The organism is Herbaspirillum sp. Her4, from assembly GCF_057961335.1.
On record NZ_CM176330.1, the window covers coordinates 3772253 to 3788502 of the forward strand.

17 protein-coding genes are annotated in these 16250 nt (G+C 59.1%); 15 read left to right on the forward strand and 2 right to left on the reverse strand.

Features of this window, described 5'->3' with window-relative positions:
* The first annotated feature begins 63 nt into the window (after window positions 1–63).
* Both ACWFUC_RS17090 and ACWFUC_RS17095 read left to right on the forward strand, forming a co-directional pair.
* The gene (locus tag ACWFUC_RS17090) at window positions 64–189 is read left to right on the forward strand and encodes a hypothetical protein (RefSeq protein ID WP_259435101.1); all 126 of its coding nucleotides are present in this window, start codon (window positions 64–66) and stop codon (window positions 187–189) included.
* Window positions 190–259: 70 nt separating this feature from the next.
* Complete coding sequence (locus ACWFUC_RS17095; RefSeq protein ID WP_489625496.1) at window positions 260–742, forward strand: CesT family type III secretion system chaperone; 483 nt, start codon at window positions 260–262, stop codon at window positions 740–742.
* 175 nt (window positions 743–917) lie between these two features.
* On the opposite strand, the gene ACWFUC_RS17100 is transcribed toward ACWFUC_RS17095, so the two are convergent.
* A complete protein-coding gene (locus tag ACWFUC_RS17100; RefSeq protein ID WP_259435103.1) occupies window positions 918–1337 on the reverse strand; it encodes a hypothetical protein in 420 nt (139 codons plus the stop codon).
* Between the two features lie 218 nt (window positions 1338–1555).
* Between ACWFUC_RS17100 and ACWFUC_RS17105 the strand changes: the two genes are divergently transcribed.
* From ACWFUC_RS17105 to ACWFUC_RS17160, 12 genes are all read left to right on the forward strand, one after another.
* Complete coding sequence (locus tag ACWFUC_RS17105; protein ID WP_209585343.1) at window positions 1556–1801, forward strand: hypothetical protein; 246 nt, start codon at window positions 1556–1558, stop codon at window positions 1799–1801.
* A 109-nt stretch (window positions 1802–1910) separates the two neighbouring features.
* Window positions 1911–2123, forward strand: coding sequence for a hypothetical protein (locus ACWFUC_RS17110; protein WP_204725522.1), 213 nt, complete (start codon window positions 1911–1913; stop codon window positions 2121–2123).
* Between the two features lie 39 nt (window positions 2124–2162).
* Window positions 2163–2336, forward strand: a complete 174-nt coding sequence (locus tag ACWFUC_RS17115) for a hypothetical protein (RefSeq protein ID WP_204725523.1) — start codon at window positions 2163–2165, stop codon at window positions 2334–2336.
* Between the two features lie 486 nt (window positions 2337–2822).
* A complete protein-coding gene (locus ACWFUC_RS17120; RefSeq protein ID WP_204725641.1) occupies window positions 2823–4388 on the forward strand; it encodes a class I SAM-dependent methyltransferase in 1566 nt (521 codons plus the stop codon).
* Between the two features lie 282 nt (window positions 4389–4670).
* The gene (locus ACWFUC_RS17125) at window positions 4671–5879 is read left to right on the forward strand and encodes a J domain-containing protein (RefSeq protein ID WP_489625498.1); all 1209 of its coding nucleotides are present in this window, start codon (window positions 4671–4673) and stop codon (window positions 5877–5879) included.
* A 15-nt stretch (window positions 5880–5894) separates the two neighbouring features.
* A complete protein-coding gene (locus ACWFUC_RS17130) occupies window positions 5895–6446 on the forward strand; it encodes a hypothetical protein (protein ID WP_209585315.1) in 552 nt (183 codons plus the stop codon).
* Between the two features lie 336 nt (window positions 6447–6782).
* Window positions 6783–9701 (forward strand): hypothetical protein, encoded by a 2919-nt coding sequence (locus tag ACWFUC_RS17135; RefSeq protein ID WP_489625499.1) that lies wholly within the window; start codon window positions 6783–6785, stop codon window positions 9699–9701.
* A gap of 75 nt (window positions 9702–9776) precedes the next feature.
* On the forward strand, window positions 9777–10361 hold the full coding sequence (locus tag ACWFUC_RS17140) for a hypothetical protein (protein ID WP_489625500.1): 585 nt from the start codon (window positions 9777–9779) through the stop codon (window positions 10359–10361).
* 70 nt (window positions 10362–10431) lie between these two features.
* Window positions 10432–10599, forward strand: coding sequence for a hypothetical protein (locus ACWFUC_RS17145; RefSeq protein ID WP_204725527.1), 168 nt, complete (start codon window positions 10432–10434; stop codon window positions 10597–10599).
* A gap of 162 nt (window positions 10600–10761) precedes the next feature.
* Window positions 10762–12264 (forward strand): methyltransferase regulatory domain-containing protein, encoded by a 1503-nt coding sequence (locus ACWFUC_RS17150; RefSeq protein ID WP_489637216.1) that lies wholly within the window; start codon window positions 10762–10764, stop codon window positions 12262–12264.
* A gap of 16 nt (window positions 12265–12280) precedes the next feature.
* Complete coding sequence (locus ACWFUC_RS17155) at window positions 12281–13576, forward strand: class I SAM-dependent methyltransferase (protein WP_489625502.1); 1296 nt, start codon at window positions 12281–12283, stop codon at window positions 13574–13576.
* Between the two features lie 185 nt (window positions 13577–13761).
* Window positions 13762–14196 carry a hypothetical protein gene (locus tag ACWFUC_RS17160; RefSeq protein ID WP_489625503.1) on the forward strand — a complete coding sequence of 145 codons (435 nt, stop codon included), beginning with the start codon at window positions 13762–13764 and terminating at the stop codon, window positions 14194–14196.
* A 126-nt stretch (window positions 14197–14322) separates the two neighbouring features.
* Here ACWFUC_RS17160 and ACWFUC_RS17165 read toward each other — a convergent pair whose 3' ends face one another.
* Entirely contained in the window at window positions 14323–14931 is a 609-nt protein-coding gene (locus ACWFUC_RS17165) for an RNA polymerase sigma factor (protein ID WP_204725530.1), read from the reverse strand.
* Between the two features lie 288 nt (window positions 14932–15219).
* On the opposite strand from ACWFUC_RS17165, the gene ACWFUC_RS17170 reads away from it, so the two are divergent.
* Window positions 15220–16023: a hypothetical protein gene (locus ACWFUC_RS17170; RefSeq protein ID WP_489625504.1), complete on the forward strand. Its 804-nt coding sequence runs from the start codon at window positions 15220–15222 to the stop codon at window positions 16021–16023.
* The last annotated feature ends 227 nt before the right edge of the window (window positions 16024–16250 follow it).

The following is a 16250-nucleotide window of genomic DNA, read 5'->3' on the forward strand; positions in this document are numbered from 1 at the left end:
TGCTGCGGCCACTCATGTCGACTCATGTCGAGTCAACTTCATCTCAAGGAAAGGAGTGCATCCATGTCGCTCATTGGCGGTCTGTTTCATGCTTTGACCCATCCTCTGGATACCCTCATGAATCCCGTCGGGACCTTCATCGAGGGATGCACCGAAGACAGCAGTCCCAAACCGGAAGACATCAAGTAAGACTGCAGGCCGGAGCAGGACGTTACAAGGATGTCGTGCAGCCGGCTGCCGGTGACGGGGTTGGAGGTGCTTGCCCCGCACCGGCACCGCCTGGCGTACGCAAAAAACGCGGGCCTACAACAAGCAAAATATGACGATCAGCCGTTACCGACAATTGATTGAACAACTGGGCGCACATTTCGGCCTACCGTTGCAGGGAGCCACGCATCAGGCGACCACCATGCAAGTGAAAGGGGTGGAATTGAATCTCTACCACGGTGGGCTGATCGTGCCTGACAGCGTGTTGCTGTCTTGCGAGTTCGGTTCGCTGCCTCAATTTCAGCGAGAGCAGATATTGCTGCGTCTGCTGGAGACCAACATGTATCTCTTCAACGCCAATTGTCCGGCCTTCACCTATCAGGCGCAGAGGGAAAGCATTATCCTCATCTGCCGCTTTTCACTAAGTTCGGCCTCGCTGGAATCGACCTTGGAACTGTTTGATTTTCTGGTAAGTCTGGCACTGCGCTGGCGACGCGACCATTACCTGTTTGGCGAGGACGGAACGGAAATGTGAGTGAGTCAGGATAGTGACGCGCGTAGTTCGTGCGATCCCTGGTCGCGCAACACGCGAGCAACGACGACATCCCGGCATGCCGGGATTGCGAATGGTTTGTTGCGCCGCCTGCCGGTACCGCACAGGCGCTGCGATGGCAGGAACGAGCATGCCATCGCGCGACCCTGCTACAGAATCAGCCGCCCTTGATATCGCCGCCGCCAGTGTCGCCACCGCCAGCGTCGCCGCCCTTGGCTGCGTCCAGGGTCTGGGTATCCACGCCCAGGGCACCGGCCAGCTTCTGCTCTTCGCCAGGGCTGATGGTGCCTTTGGTCAGTTTCTTGAGCAGCTTCTTGATCTCGTCATCATCGCCGCCATTACCGCCACCATTGCCGGCGCTGTTGGCACCGTTGTTGGAATCGGACTTCTGCGATTGCTGCGCTCGATTTTCCAGTTCCTTGAGGATGGCATCCTTCTGCCATGGCTCCATACCTTCTTTGCCCAGGGCTTTGAGCAGGTCGCCGGATGATGCATTTTTCAGGGTCGACGAGAACGAATCCATTTCAGCGCCGGTCGGGATGCTGCTGACGCCGCCAGACGAGATACTTAAGCTCATGTTATTTCCTTGTAAGAGTTGAAGGGAACATCATTACTGCCCCGATAGGTCGTCCCGGGGGCCGCAACGGTTCCGTGCGACTCTTTCATTTCGTCACATCGCCTCACAGCTTGATCGCAAGCGCGTGCCAAGAATGGAACCGGACAGCCAGACAAGTCCATACAGGGAGATTCGCGGACAATCCGCCTGACCGGTCCACAAGGAAAATAATCTCGAAGATGGAACTGTCGGAGTCGACTTTCCCACCCATCAGTGACCGTTCTGCTGTTCTGGTGGTGCGGTACTTTTTTTTACCATTCATGGAGGTTGTTATGGCTGCTGTAGGTGGTGCTTCTCTTGCAGGCTCTGGACATGCAATTGCGGATCAAAGTATGGAAAGCGCAGCTGAAACCGCTGTCAATGCCGTTACCGCATATACCAAATTTGTGAAGAAAGGGGAGGATAACGCCATTCAAAATATCTAAGACCGGTAACGACCGGAACGATTCCGGCAAGTGGCGGCATCCACAGCGGTGCCGCCACTGCCACTGCCGATTCTTTTTTCAAGTGACGTTCTCACGAAAGGAGACGCTGATGAGCACTTATCAAAGCCAGATGACGAATTCGTCCCAGTCCTACGGCAATCCCAGCTTGCGCCAGGGTGGTGAAGATCCCATGGTGCAGAATGCCCAGGCGGGCTCGGAAAATGCCATGGAATTCCAGCTGTGGGTGTCGCAGCAGGCTACATCGCTGGCCAAGCTGAAGATCTTCAGCGCCATGGCCAAGAACGTCAACGACCAGCAATAGGCAGTACGTGCCAGACGCGACTGCTGCAAGGAGACATGGATGATCAGTAATGCGACTTCTTCGGTTGGCGTGGGTGACGGCGTTCGCAAGGGCGCTGGACGCTCTATGCAAATCGAATCGGCCATCAGTGCTGCGGTGACAAATGTCGACAACGTCACAGTGTTCACCAAGTTCATCAAGAAGGCCGAGGATGCTGCGCAAGCGGCAATCTGATCAGCGCTGCGGCCACCGACCATTCCTTTTCAACGCTTGTTTTCACTCGCCGGCAAGGAGCTTGATGTCCGGCCTGCAGATGCGGATCTTCGGGCCACTGTGGGTAAGCGTCTGTTTGCTCGCAATGTTCCCTTTCGACTCGGTGTCTCTGGCCGCATTCGCCGCCGAACCGGAATAAGCCGGATATCGTAGAAATCACTGCGCTGCGTCTTCTTTACCTGCTTGATCTGACTGGATGACGACCATGATGCCCCAATCACATTCGCTCGACGATGTAGGAAACGGCCACTGCTTTTCAGCTGTGGCACTGCCTGTGGACAGGCTGCAGCAGCCCGGGTTGGATGAGCATTTCCCCTGGCACCGCATTCGTCGCATGCCCCGCAAATAGGCCAGCGGATCAGTACAACTGCATGCAGTGTGTTGCATGTGCAGCGCCTGCCCGGAGATCCGGGGTGGCGCTTTTCTTACGACAGAAAGGCAACCGCAATGGAATGGAGTAATGGCTATGTGCATGGCATTGACTATCCGGTCAGTTTCTTCGCCGAACAAAGCCCGGTTCATTTGAGTGTGGGCTGTGTGATGCTCGGTGTTGAGCCGGTGCCGCTGGATCGACCCTTCACCTATATGGAACTGGGCTGCGGCCAGGGCCTGACCTCGGCGGTGCTGGCGGCGGCCAACCCGCAAGGGCGCTTCTATGCCGTTGACTTCCTGCCCACCCACGTCCAGACCGCACGCGAGATGGTGGACGCCGCATCGCTGGACAATCTGACCGTACTCGAATGCAGTTTCGAGCAGATGGCAGGCGGCGAGGTCGATCTACCGCAGTTCGACTTCGTTACCATGTACGGCGTCTACAGTTGGGTCGATGCCACCAACCGCCAGTACATCGCCGAATTCCTGCGTCGTTACCTCAAGCCGGGCGGCATCGCCTATCTCAACTACAACGCCATGCCTGGCTGGAGTTCGGCGCTCTCCCTGCAGCGCCTCCTGCGCGAATTCGGCCGCGACAGCACGCAGTCCTGCGAGCGCCAGGTGGCGCAGGGCTGCGCACTGGTCGGGGCGCTACGTGATCAGAATGCCGCCGCCTTCGCCCGTGCTGCCAGCGATGGACTAGGGCTACGGTTGGAGATGTTGGGTGGAAAACACGTGGACTACCTGGCCCACGAATATCTCAACCAGGGATGGGATGCGCTGTATTCCATCGATGTGATCCAAGCAATGGCTGCGGTCAAGCTTGATTATGTTGGCTCGGCGTTGTTGGAGAACAGTTTCGCGGAGCTGTACCTGACACAGGGACAACGCGACCTGCTGGCCGGCCTGCCCAACAGCGCAATGCGTGAGCTGGCATGGGACCATTTGCGCAACAGCTCATTCCGGGAGGATATCTATGTCCGCGGCGCGCGGATGATGAGCCCGGCCCGTCGTGATGCCTGGCTGGAACGCTGCGGTGTGGCGCTGACCCTGCCTCGCTCACGGATCAATCTGGAACTGACGCTGGTGATCGGCAAGATCAACGCCGATGCGCGCCTGGCCGATCCGATGATCGAGGCGCTGCTGGAGCGCCCGCATTCGCTGGTCGAGCTGGCCGCTCTGCCAGAAATCCGCAGCCGTGGATATGGCTTGCGCGAGGTCGCGTCGATGGCGAGCTTATTGATGGCCGGCAGGCAAGCTTCGATATTCTTTCTTTCCGCGGCCGGGAACGATCAGGCACCTGCAGCGCGCCTGAACAGGGTGATCGCAGCCCGTTCCCGCGAGTGCGATCATTTCCAGGCCCTGGCCTCGCCGTTGCTGGGCAATGGCGTCAAATCCAGCCTGCTACAGCGGGTAGCTTACGATCAGGCCGGGCACGCGGTGCTACAGCCGGAAGGCTGGGTACAGGCCATGGCGCAAGCCGTACAGCGTCAAGGTGCCAAGGTCGAACGCGCGGGCGTGGCGTTGGAAGCGCCGCACGAGATCGATGCCGAATTGCGCTATCTGGCCGAAGCCATTGCCGAACAGCGCATGCCGGTCTGGCGCAATCTGAATATGGCACCGCAGTCCGCCACGCCCTGATGTGCGGCGCGCGCCACCGAGATAGCGGGAACCGGTTTCATCCATCGTGGTGAGATGGTGGCGCGGTGCATGTCATTTCTTCGCATGGGGTGAGGGGGGCTGACAGCCCCGGTCGGTCTCATGACGGGCAACGAGAGTTTCCCTGTCCTCCACATTTCATCGCGAGACCGTGCCATCTTTTCACAAGCATCTTCTATGAAGGGAACCGGTGCAAGTCTTTCGCGACTCAGAAATCAGGTCGGCGACGTATTTTTCGCCCCGCTTCTTTCCGAGGATACCAAGATGCCCATTTACAATAATTTCAGTCTCCGGTCGATCAGTGACTATTTCTCTGTCGGCGGCGAGGGTCGTGCCAAGATTCGCGAGGGTGCCGCCAAACTGTCCTCGTCCTTCAGTACCATGCGCAACAGTGCTTGGTACAAGAAATGTACCCAGTTCGATGCCGCCGATCTGTCCCGGCGCATGCGTAACCATCCGCGTGCGCAACAGGCTTATACCGAGGCTCGTGAGCGACTGGCTGAATTGCAGGTACAAATGAGCACGCTGATCCAGGAGCTTTACAGCAAGCTCAAGCAATACGGTATCTACGCCAGTCACCAGCCCCATGACGCGGAGCGTGCCATCCATCGGCCCTGGCGTGCCGTACTGCCGCCTGGCGCAAGCATTCTGCCGGGGGCCCACTTCGATGCCAAGGAACGGATCGAGAGAATGGAGTGGCACAGCGATGGCGTGAAATGGAATGCTACCCATCATGTCGATACCGGCGAACGTATCTCCGTGACCGACTGGAGAAGCGGCACCGACGGCTGGCAGCAGCGTGACGAGATCGAACACCGCCATCAACGCCGCTGGACCACCAGTCGACGCGAGGGACCGCCGCTGCAACATTTCAGCATCTTTGATCCGGTCGTTCCGAATAACGAAGGCTGGTTTGTCGGCATGATCCGGGATCATGCCAACGCGACCGAATGGAAGACCTACTTCCATCCCGGAGAACAAACGCATTACCGTTGTACGGCGTGGAGCGCCGCTGATGATCGGGGCGTGCGTTCCCGAACCACCTACGACGAAGTCACCAAGACGACCTGGCACGATACCTTTCATCAGACGACCGGGGAGCATCACTCCAGATCAGACTGGCGGACTGCGGACGATGGCGTCAGCAGGGAGCGCACTGTCAAGGATCACGTTACCGGAGAGGTCTTCGTCGAGGTCAACGAGGAATTTAACCGGACCGGCTTCTTCGATCAGGAATACGCCGGACAGGACTTGCACAAACTGGCGGCGGATTCTCTTGCCGCACTCGGGCTGAAACCGGACGAGCGTGACCAGGCCACGATCAGGACCCATTACAAGAAACTGGCCTTTCGCTGGCACTACGATAAACAGGTGAATAAAAGCGACACGGAAAAGGCGGTAGCCCAGCAAAAGTACGAGCAGATCGATCGCGCCTACAAATTCCTCTCCAGCCCTGCCTTTGCCCAGCTTTGAGCGCCAGGATCCAACATGGAACGCGACGAATTGACGATGTACTTCTCTTATCCCGATCCGCAGCTCAAGTTGCCACTAAAACGCATCCCCAGCCAGCTGCCGCCGGGTCCCGCAACGACGGCCGCCTACACTGACTTCACCGCGCTTGCCCAGGCAGCGCAGGCCTGCATGGAGCAGGCATCGGATAGCGTACAACAGCAGGATCAGCAGGGCATGCGACAGCTGGAGGCGCTTAGGAATATCGGCTTGTCAGAGCAGGAGATGGAGTTGCTGCGCAAGCAGCTCCAGGAAGGCATGTCAGCCGTGATAGATCAGGTCTTCGCGGCGCTGGTCAACACGACGGAGGCATCAACGCGGCTCGGTGGTCGGCGCGAAGAGATGGATCTGCGCACGCTCAAAAAGATGTCGCGCGATGGTGAATCCCTGATCCGCAACGGTCGGGAGCTGGCCGAGGATCTGGTCATCGGCAGCCTGGTCAACTGGGGCAATGAAGTGTGGGATCCGAATGACCCTTCCACCAGCGCGGCCTCATCCGGCAACCTGCTGATCAAGATGCTGCAACAGTAAGCCAAAAACCACGACGAGCGCTCATCCATATCCTGCGATATGAAAGCGGGACGGAATCGTCCCGTACCGTCTGTGCAAATTGCCTCGTCCGGCGCGGCTGTCTTCTCCGAAGCGGCCGTGCTTGTCGTTGGTCGTGTCTTCATTAACTGTCGGCCAAGTGAGCGCTTGCGGCATGGATTCAAAAAAAGGAACCTGGCAAGACGCGGCGTCACTCATTCGGGAGTCCATCGGTGTTGCGGCAGTGGAAGGCATGGCGTTGGGGAAGACTCTCTCCACCAGTGGATGCTGCCGCGCGCCACGGGCGTGCGGATAGTCCACCATCTTTTGGAGAAATCTATGTCGGTAAACATCACCACCACGACCACCACCACGACCACCTACAACATTGACCAGGACAATTTCCTTCCAGGTGCTCTACCGGGTGGGCAACTCGATCCCGAGTCCAGCGATATTCTGTTGAAGGAGGGTGACGGCACGACCTCCGATATGGTCAACAATCTACCCATCCCCGACAATCTCAAGGGCGCGATCCTGAGTCTGATGGGCCTGGGGGGCGGACGCACTCCCTCCAGCGCGAGCGCAGCCAATACCATCCGCAACTTCCAGCAGGAAAACAATACCGGTCTGCTGTCAGCCAAGCAGATGAGCGATATCGCCGATACCGGCTATTACCAGGACAAGAACGGCAACCTGAAACCGGTGTCGGCCGATGTGCAGGCCGCTGCCCAAGCCTTGATGGCCAATGGCGGCGCGCTGTTCAAGCAACTGGAGTCGGCCAACACCGGCAAGCAGGATGGCCTGCTCGGTCCCAAGGACTTTCCTGCTGCCCAGCGCCAGGGAATCCTGTCGGACGATTCCGGTACTAACCGCACGACGCCCCGCAACGGCCTGGCGGATGACTTTCTGTTGCAGGCAGTGATGCAGGGTCTGCTCTCCAACGGTCAATCTGGTTACGACGCCGGCAAGACGATGGACAGCTTCATGAAGGACAACAAGATCGATCTGCTGTCGGCGGATGATGTCCGTGATATGGCCCAGACTGGCTACTACAAGGACAAGGACGGCAGCCTCAAACCCCTGCCTGAAAACGTTCGCGAGGCGGCCGAGGAACTGATGGAGAACGGCGGCGAGCTCTTCAAGAAGCTCGAATCGGCCAACACCGGCGTGCAAGATGGTCTGCTGGGACAGAAGGACTTCGATGCCGCTGTCAAGAACGGTAGTCTGGACGGGTTCAACAATACCCGTAGCGCCGGCCCTTGGAATAGCCCCACCAGCGTCGCCAGCAACAACGTGTTGCCCTCGGCCTACAGCGCCGGCAACACGATGGATCACTTCCTGAAGGACAACAACATCGATCTCTTGTCGGCTAATGATGTGAAGAACATCGCCGAGACCGGCTACTACCAGGACAAGGACGGCAAGCTCAAGGCCGTTCCGCCTGAAGTGCAGCAAGCCGCACAGGCCTTGATGGCCAATGGCGGTCAGTTGTTCAAGGAACTGGAGTCGGCCAACACCGGCAAGCAGGACGGTTTGCTGGGTCAGAAAGACTTCGCCGCCGCCGTCAAGAATGGCAGCCTGGACAGCCAGAACGCCATGCCCACCATCGCTACGCCCAACATCGTGTTGCCGTCGTCCTATAGCGCGGGCAATACGATGGATCACTTCCTGAAGGACAACAAGATTGATCTGCTGTCGGCCAACGATGTGAAGAATATCGCCGATACCGGCTATTACCAGGACAAGGACGGCAAACTCAAGGCCGTTCCGCCCGAGGTGCAGCAAGCCGCTCAAGCCTTGATGGCCAATGGCGGCCAGCTGTTCAAGCAGCTGGAGTCGGCCAATACCGGCCAGCAGGACGGCTTGCTGGGCCAGAAGGACTTTGCCGCCGCCGTCAAGAACGGTAGCCTGGACAGCCAGAACGCCATGCCCACCATTGCCACACCCACCAACGTACTGCCGTCTCCCTACAGTGCGGGCAATACGATGGATCACTTCCTGAAGGACAACAAGATTGATCTGCTGTCGGCCAACGATGTGAAGAACATCGCCGAGACCGGCTATTACCAGGACAAGGATGGCAAGCTCAAGGCCGTTCCGCCTGAAGTGCAGCAAGCCGCACAGGCCTTGATGGCCAATGGCGGTCAGTTGTTCAAGGAACTGGAGTCGGCCAACACCGGCAAGCAGGATGGCCTGCTGGGTCAGCAGGACTTCGCCGCCGCCGTCAAGAACCATAGCCTGGACAACAACGCCTCGACCTTGTCGACCGGTTCCCCGACCATCGTGGCCGACAATACCGTACTGCCATCGGCCTACAGTGCGGGCAATACGATGGACCATTTCCTGAAGGACAACAAGATCGATCTGCTGTCGGCCAATGATGTGAAGAACATCGCCGAGACCGGCTATTACCAGGACAAGGATGGCAAGCTCAAGGCCGTTCCGCCTGAAGTGCAGCAAGCCGCACAGGCCTTGATGGCCAATGGCGGTCAGTTGTTCAAGGAACTGGAGTCGGCCAACACGGGCAAGCAGGACGGTTTGCTGGGTCAGCAGGACTTCGCCGCCGCCGTCAAGAATGCCAGCCTGGACAGCCAGAACGCCATGCCCACCATCGCCACACCCAATACCGTGTTGCCGTCGGCCTATAGCGCGGGCAATACGATGGATCACTTCCTGAAGGACAACAAGATTGATCTGCTGTCGGCCAACGATGTGAAGAACATCGCCGAGACCGGCTATTACCAGGACAAGGATGGCAAGCTCAAGGCCGTTCCGCCGGAAGTACAGCAAGCCGCACAGGCCTTGATGGCCAATGGCGGGCAGTTGTTCAAGCAGCTGGAGTCGGCCAACACCGGTAAACAGGACGGCCTGCTGGGTCAGAAGGACTTCGCCGCCGCCGTCAAGAATGGCAGCCTGGACAGCCAAAACGCTATGCCCACCATCGCCACACCCAATACCGTGTTGCCGTCGGCCTATAGCGCAGGCAATACGATGGATCACTTTCTGAAGGACAACAAGATCGATCTCTTGTCGGCCAGCGATGTGAAGAACATCGCCGAGACCGGCTATTACCAGGACAAGGATGGCAAGCTCAAGGCCGTTCCTCCGGAAGTGCAACAAGCCGCACAGGCCTTGATGGCCAACGGTGGACAGTTGTTCAAGGAACTGGAGTCGGCCAACACCGGCAAGCAGGATGGTCTGCTGGGACAACTGGACTTCGCTGCTGCGGTGAAGGCTGGTCAGTTTTCCGCTGGCTAAATAAAGGACGGTGCCCGGCCGGACGGCATACGGTCTGGCACCGTCTGAACATTCAGTAAATAGATAGGAAGCATCATGTCAATTGCACGCATCAATACCCACGGACCATCCCGTGCGATCGACTACGCCTTGTTCCTGCGTGATTACATCGACATCCAGGAAAGTCTGTCCGCACAGGACATGACCCCGGCACCTACAGCGTCCCTCGCACCCGCGCCCCAGAGCGCACCGGCCAAGGCGATCGATCATCCACGGCGTGGTACCCGCGCTTTTCTGGAGCGGGCACCCGGTGCGGCCCGCAACCGGGTCAGCGACAAGCGCCGTTACGGTGATTCGTCAGAGATTGTTCAAGGCGACATCGCGCACTGGCAGCGCATGGACATGCAAGCCAGCGAGCCGCTGGAAGCGATTCCGCAGGGCGACGAACTGGCGCGCGGCCTGCGCGTGGATAAGCCTTACATGCGGCGCGTCGGCGAGGGCAGGGCGGGCAGGTCCAAAGAGGATCCGGCGGCCACAGCCTTAGCGACGCCGAATAAGGCTCCGATGAAAAGGACGAGCGGGGTCGGCCGTGCCAGGCGCGAACGCGCCCAGTTCGCCCGGATGCACGGTGCGCTGTTCGAGGCACCTTGGCGGCCCGTCGCTCACGCGGCACAGACCTAAGGTCCGCTGCAGTTGTGGCGGCAAGACTGCTTCAGAAATCAATCTGCATTCATCCCGGTTGGAGTTCAGCATGAAAAGGTATCTGTCTGGCATCGACGCCATGGAGCGCGAGAACGGGCCGAAAAAGAACCGCAAGCGTCGCAGGACGCCGTACCTGGAGCACTTCGGGGATGGCGAGGAACTACGCCTTGATGAGCACTTTCCCTGGCATCGCATTCGCCGCCTGCAACGAAAATGAAGCGCCTTAGGGCAGGGGCCTGGCGCTGCTGCGGGTTGGTGCGCATCAAGCGGCCAACGTCATCTCAATTCATCACTATGGATTCCAATGGAATGTCATGAAGGCTATGTTGCCGATTTCGCCCAGATGGCCAGGTTCTTTCCCGAGCAGAGCCCTGCCCATTTGAGCTTCGCATGTCTGCTCAATGGCTGCGAGCCACCTTCCCCCGAGCGGCACTTCAGTTATCTGGAACTGGGATCGGGCCAGGGTCTGACCGCCAATATCCTCGCCGCTGCCAATCCTCAAGCAGACTTCTATGCTGTCGATTGCAATCCGGCGCACATCGCGGGCAGCCGGCAACTGTCCGAGTCGGCAGGACTGAAAAACATCCACTTTCTGGAAACCAGTTTCGCTGATCTGGCCGACGGCCTGACGGCACTGCCGCCGCTGGATTTCATCACGATGCATGGCATCTACAGCTGGGTCAGCGCCGAGCAACGCAATTGCATCATGCGCCTGGTTGACCGTTACCTGAAACCGGGCGGGGTGGTCTATCTGAACTACAACGCCATGCCCGGTTGGGCCTCGACCTTGCCACTGCAGCGCCTTCTGCTGGAACATGCGAGCCTTTCTCAGGGCCGCATGCAAGCACACATCGACCGGGCCCGCAGTCTGGTGCGGGCACTGATGGAAACCCAAGGCGACTATTTCACCAGCACCACCAGCCCCAATCTGCAGGCCCATCTGCGGCTCGCATTGGAAGAGGATGCTGGTGGCACGCCCGAACTGATTCACGAATACCTTAGCCAAGCTTGGCAGCCGCTCTATCACATCGATGTGGCTCGCGATGCGGCCCAGGCCAAGCTGGCGTATGTAGGATCGGCCGACTTGTCGTGGGCATTTTCGGCGTTGTACCTGAATGCACAGCAACGCGACCTGTTGCTGCAGATCGAGGACTCCGCGCTACGTGAGACGGTGAAGGACTATCTCAAGAACACTTGCTTTCGCAAGGATATCTACATGCACGGCAAGCGCCCTCTGGGTGCCCGGCGTCAGCAGCAATGGTTCGAGCGCATTGGTCTGGCTTTGACGGTGTTACGGGAGACGGTGAGTCTGAAGATGGGTTTTCCCCTCTGTGGCTACCAGCCCGATACCGAGATCTACGGTGCCATGCTGGACGCGCTGGCGGACGGTCCGAAGAGCTTGTCGCAATTGCGCCAGCTGCGATGCCTGCAAGATCGCAGCCTGGCTGACATTGCCCAGTTGGCGGCCTTGCTGGTCGACACCGGGCAGGCCGCGCCTTATTTCCTCCAGTCCGCCACGCAGGATCGACTACCGGCGTTGCGTCTGAACCAGGCGATCGCCCAGCTGCATAGCGAATATCGGGTATTCGCGTCGCCCTTGCTGGGCAGCGGCGTGGCAACGCCACTGTTCCAGCGACTGGTCTACGACTCGCTGGCCGATCCGCACACCGCCACCATGAGTTCCACCAACCTGGCCAGCCGGGTGCTGCGCCAGGTCGAGTCGCAGCATGTGCCAATTCTTCTGGACGAGCGCGAGCTGGTGAGTACGGAAGAAAAATTGCATGAGGTACAAGAAACAGTCAAGGCCATCCTGACCCGTCGCCGACCGTTCTGGAAGCACTTGCTGATGCTGCCGGATCCGACGCAGGGCGGCGCGCATTGATCCACGAAGAGGAAATATGGAGTGCAAACAAGCGTATCACGCCGGCATTGATGACCCGACCGGTGTCTACCGGGAGCCAAGCCCTGTGCATTTGAGTTTTTCCTGCATCCTCCGTGGTGTGGAACCGGTCGCACTGGATCGTCCGTTCAATTACCTTGTGCTCGGAATGGGGCCGGACCTGACCGCCAGCGTGCTGGCGGCAGCCAATCCACAGGGACACTTCTACGCCATCGATTGCAGACCCGTCCAGATGCTGTGCACACGGGAATCAACACAGGTCGCTGAACTGGAAAACCTCTATGTACTGGAACACAGCGTCGCCGAGGTAGCTGCCAGGCTGACCGATTTGCCGCCGATGGACTTCATCTCCCTGTGCGGCCTATACAGCCGGGTCGATGGCGGCCAGCGCCAGCATATCGTCGACCTTATCTCCCGCTATCTCAAGCCGGGCGGCGTCGTCTACCTGAACTATGACGCCATGCCAGGATGGAGCCCCTCCTTGCCCCTACAACGCCTGATCCGGGAACGGGTCTGCAGCGGTGGTCCTGCCACGCACCAATCAATGGCAGCGGCACGCGAGATGGTGCAGCAACTGCAAGCATTGGGTGCAAGCTTTTTCGATGGCAATCCCAATCTGCAGCACCGGCTCGATTCGCTGCGCCACGACAAGGGCGGCTATCTCGCCTGCGAATACTTTAGTGATGGCTGGACGGCGCTTTACCATGCGGACGTCGCAAGGGTAATGGCCGGTGCCAAGATGGATCACGTCGGCTCGGCAGATCTGGCGCAGGCCTTTCCCCAGCTCTACCTGACGCCACAGCAGCAAAAGCTGCTGGCGACCGTGGGCGACCCCATACTGCGCGAAACAGTCAAGGACTACCTGTGCAACACCAGCTGGCGTTCGGATATCTACCTGCGCGGCTTACGGCGCATGACTTCTCCGCGGCGTGAGCATTGGCTGCGTCAACTCGGCCTAGTGCTGACCAGCCTGCCCGAAAGCCTCACGCTGGATCTGGAATTGTCCATCGGCACGGTCAAGGCCGATCCTCGTTTTTATCAGCCGGTGCTCGATGCGCTGGTACGGCGTCCGCACAGTCTGGTGGAGCTGGCCGAGATTCCTGCCCTGTTCCCGTTGCGCCTGGAAGACATTGGCCAGATGGCCGCATTGCTGACAGCCTCGGGTCAGGCCGGCGTTCATTTTCTCAACGCTGGTGAGCTGCCGACCGCCCCCGTGCAGCGTCTCACTGCTGCCCAGGGCGATGCAATCGAGATGCGGCATGCATCGGCAGGGCGCACTTTGCACAAACGCTGATGCGTTTGCCATGGGCGCGTTCGCGCATCCGTATAGGGCCCGGCGTCGTTGAGAAGGCGCGCCGGCCCACGGCGTTTCGCGGTTAGAATAACGGCTGCATTGGGCTGGCGCGCTGGGCTTGGACAATCATGGCTCGGGGAGGATAGCTGGCCTTTCCCGTTTGCAACAATAGCGAGACGCCACCATTGGATAGTGAAGAAAAGAAGTCTGGTCCGTCCGGCGAGACCCACATTGAACGGGTCAACCGCCTGCTGCGCGAACTCATTGGCCTGACCGGCCAAGCTGATGCGGCCGTGGCGGTGCTGGAGTTGCAGTTGGGCGAGATTTTCACACGGACCCTGATCGATCCCGATACCTCGGATCACCACCTGGCAATCACGGCCTTGCTGCCCCGTTGCGAGCAGCCGCATTACCTGCCGCGCATGTTTTCCCCGCCGGGCGCCCCGCCCCTGCCACCGCAGACTGATTTCCTTTGGCATGCCGATCAGGGCCGCTATATCGTCGTGCAGCGCATCGCCGTGGCCACATTGGCCCACGAGCGCAACATCATGGATGCCATTCTCCTCACCGCCGACATTGCCCGCGACTATCATCTGGCGATCAATGCCGGTGCCGCCTAGGGTAGCTAGGGCGTATTTCCTCTTTTTCCTTGACGGCCACCCGTGATCCCGGCACGTGCGGGCTCGCCCGCCGCGGACGGCCATGCGCGCCTGCCCTGGACCAACAGGGCAGGCTTGTGACGCGCGTCAGGCATACAGACTCTGGCTCAGCGGTGCGCTGCCATATTTGCTGCGCACGGTGGCGCGTACGCGCGAGACCCGTGAGCGCACGGTGCCAATCGGGATGTGCAGGTGCTCGGCGGCTTCCTCGTAGGTCGCATCGCCATCGAGTACGGCTTCGAAAGTGGCGCGGATCTTGACGGGCAATTCGTTGAGCAGGTTTTCGACCTTCTCGGCCATCTGCCGCATTTCATAAAGCACGGCCGGATCCGCGTGCGTATCGACGATCTGTTCCATGAAATTCTCATCGACGGCATCGCAACGGTCGGCGATGTTTCGACGGACCTGGTTACGTGCCAGATTCAGGGCAATTCCAAACAGCCAGGTCGAGGGCTTGGAGAGTCCGGAAAAGCGATGCGCGCATTTGCTGGCTTCGATGAACGTATTCTGTACTACGTCTTCGGCATCTTCATAGCTGCCGACATAGCGCTGGATGAAGCGTAACAAATGCGTTCTGTGTTCGGTAAACAGTTGAACGACGTCGATGGGGGCGGGTTGAGCCGCCGCTTGTTCGTGGGCCTGCTCGTCATGTTGCATGCTGCTGTCGTGCAGTTGTTCTTCCAATGCTTGATTCATTTGCTCCTCCTTGGAAATTCGAGGGGTGGGTGGGGGCTCGGTTACGCCGCGTTGGAGGGCGAACCTTGCTGGTTGGAGCGGAAGATAGCAGCGACAAATGAAGTTTCATCAAAACGGTGAACATTCATGAGACTTTGAAAAATGTTGAGGAAGCTCTTCATCATTGATGAGAAATTTCCGGAACCGGTGATGTTACGGTAGCCACCGACAAGGTTGCGCGATCGTCAGAGGCGCCGTAGGCAGGAGAAGGAACCATAGACGCGGGCTGAACCACTCAAGATCATGAACATGAAAATCACCCCCTTCGACGGCCTCGACAACGTCAGCCCGGACCCTACGCTGCCCAGGCCGCATCTGCGTCACGGCCATCGCCCCGGCATGGATCCCTTGGGCAATGCCAATACGGCGGCCGAACTCAGTCCGCTTGATGCGCTGGAGGTCCTGGCCGGGGTTCAGGAGGGACTGGCTTTCAGCCGCAAGAGTCTGCGGCAGCGTTTGCGCACACCGGTGCGCGCGCAGAGCCAGCAAAAGCCGTCCACGCCCACACGCAAGTCCAAAGTCAGAGTGGGCGAGAAGGAACAACGAGACGAGGACGAAGAAGAACTGTTCGCGCCAATCGAACAGACCCTGGATCTGCTGCGCAACGGGGCTGACCGTGAGCGCCAGGCGGAAGTAGAGGCCATGCTGTCCAGGTATTTCGATCCGCTGCAGCGTTACCACGTGTTCTACGAGGCCTTGGAGCAGATTGAGCAGAATCCGCAGGGCGGCGGCAAGGACCGTGCAATCAAGAAGGCACTTGCGGCGATGATGAACAATCTCACCGAGCGCCATCCCCATGAGCTTCGACGCGCCTTGCAGCAGAGCGATGAAATGGTCAATTCACTGGAAGCGATGGTCGGCGAGGAGGGTGTTTCCGCCAGCGGCCCCAGCACGCGCGAGTTGCGTTTCCTGATTGGAGCAAAGTCCAAGGGCAATTTCGATGCACCGCTGACACCGCTGACCATGCTCAAGGCACTCATCCGCAATTTTGGACCGGCCAAGTGTGAGCAAGCCCTGAGCAGCTTGCGGGCACGCATGATGGCCGGATTCTAAGCCTCTTCACAAAATGAAATGAAAGCGAACCGTAATGCAACGAGTACTGACATGGCCTGCGCTGCGACATTATCCAGGCGGGGCCGCGGCATGAACCTGCGATTCGATTTTGCCGTGGCCGAGGCGCTGCGACGCAAGCTCCTGGATGGGTGGCTGCCTGCCCACGGTACAGACCTGCACGGTCTTGGCCAGCCATCGGCCATGTTGCGGAGACCCGAATATTAGAA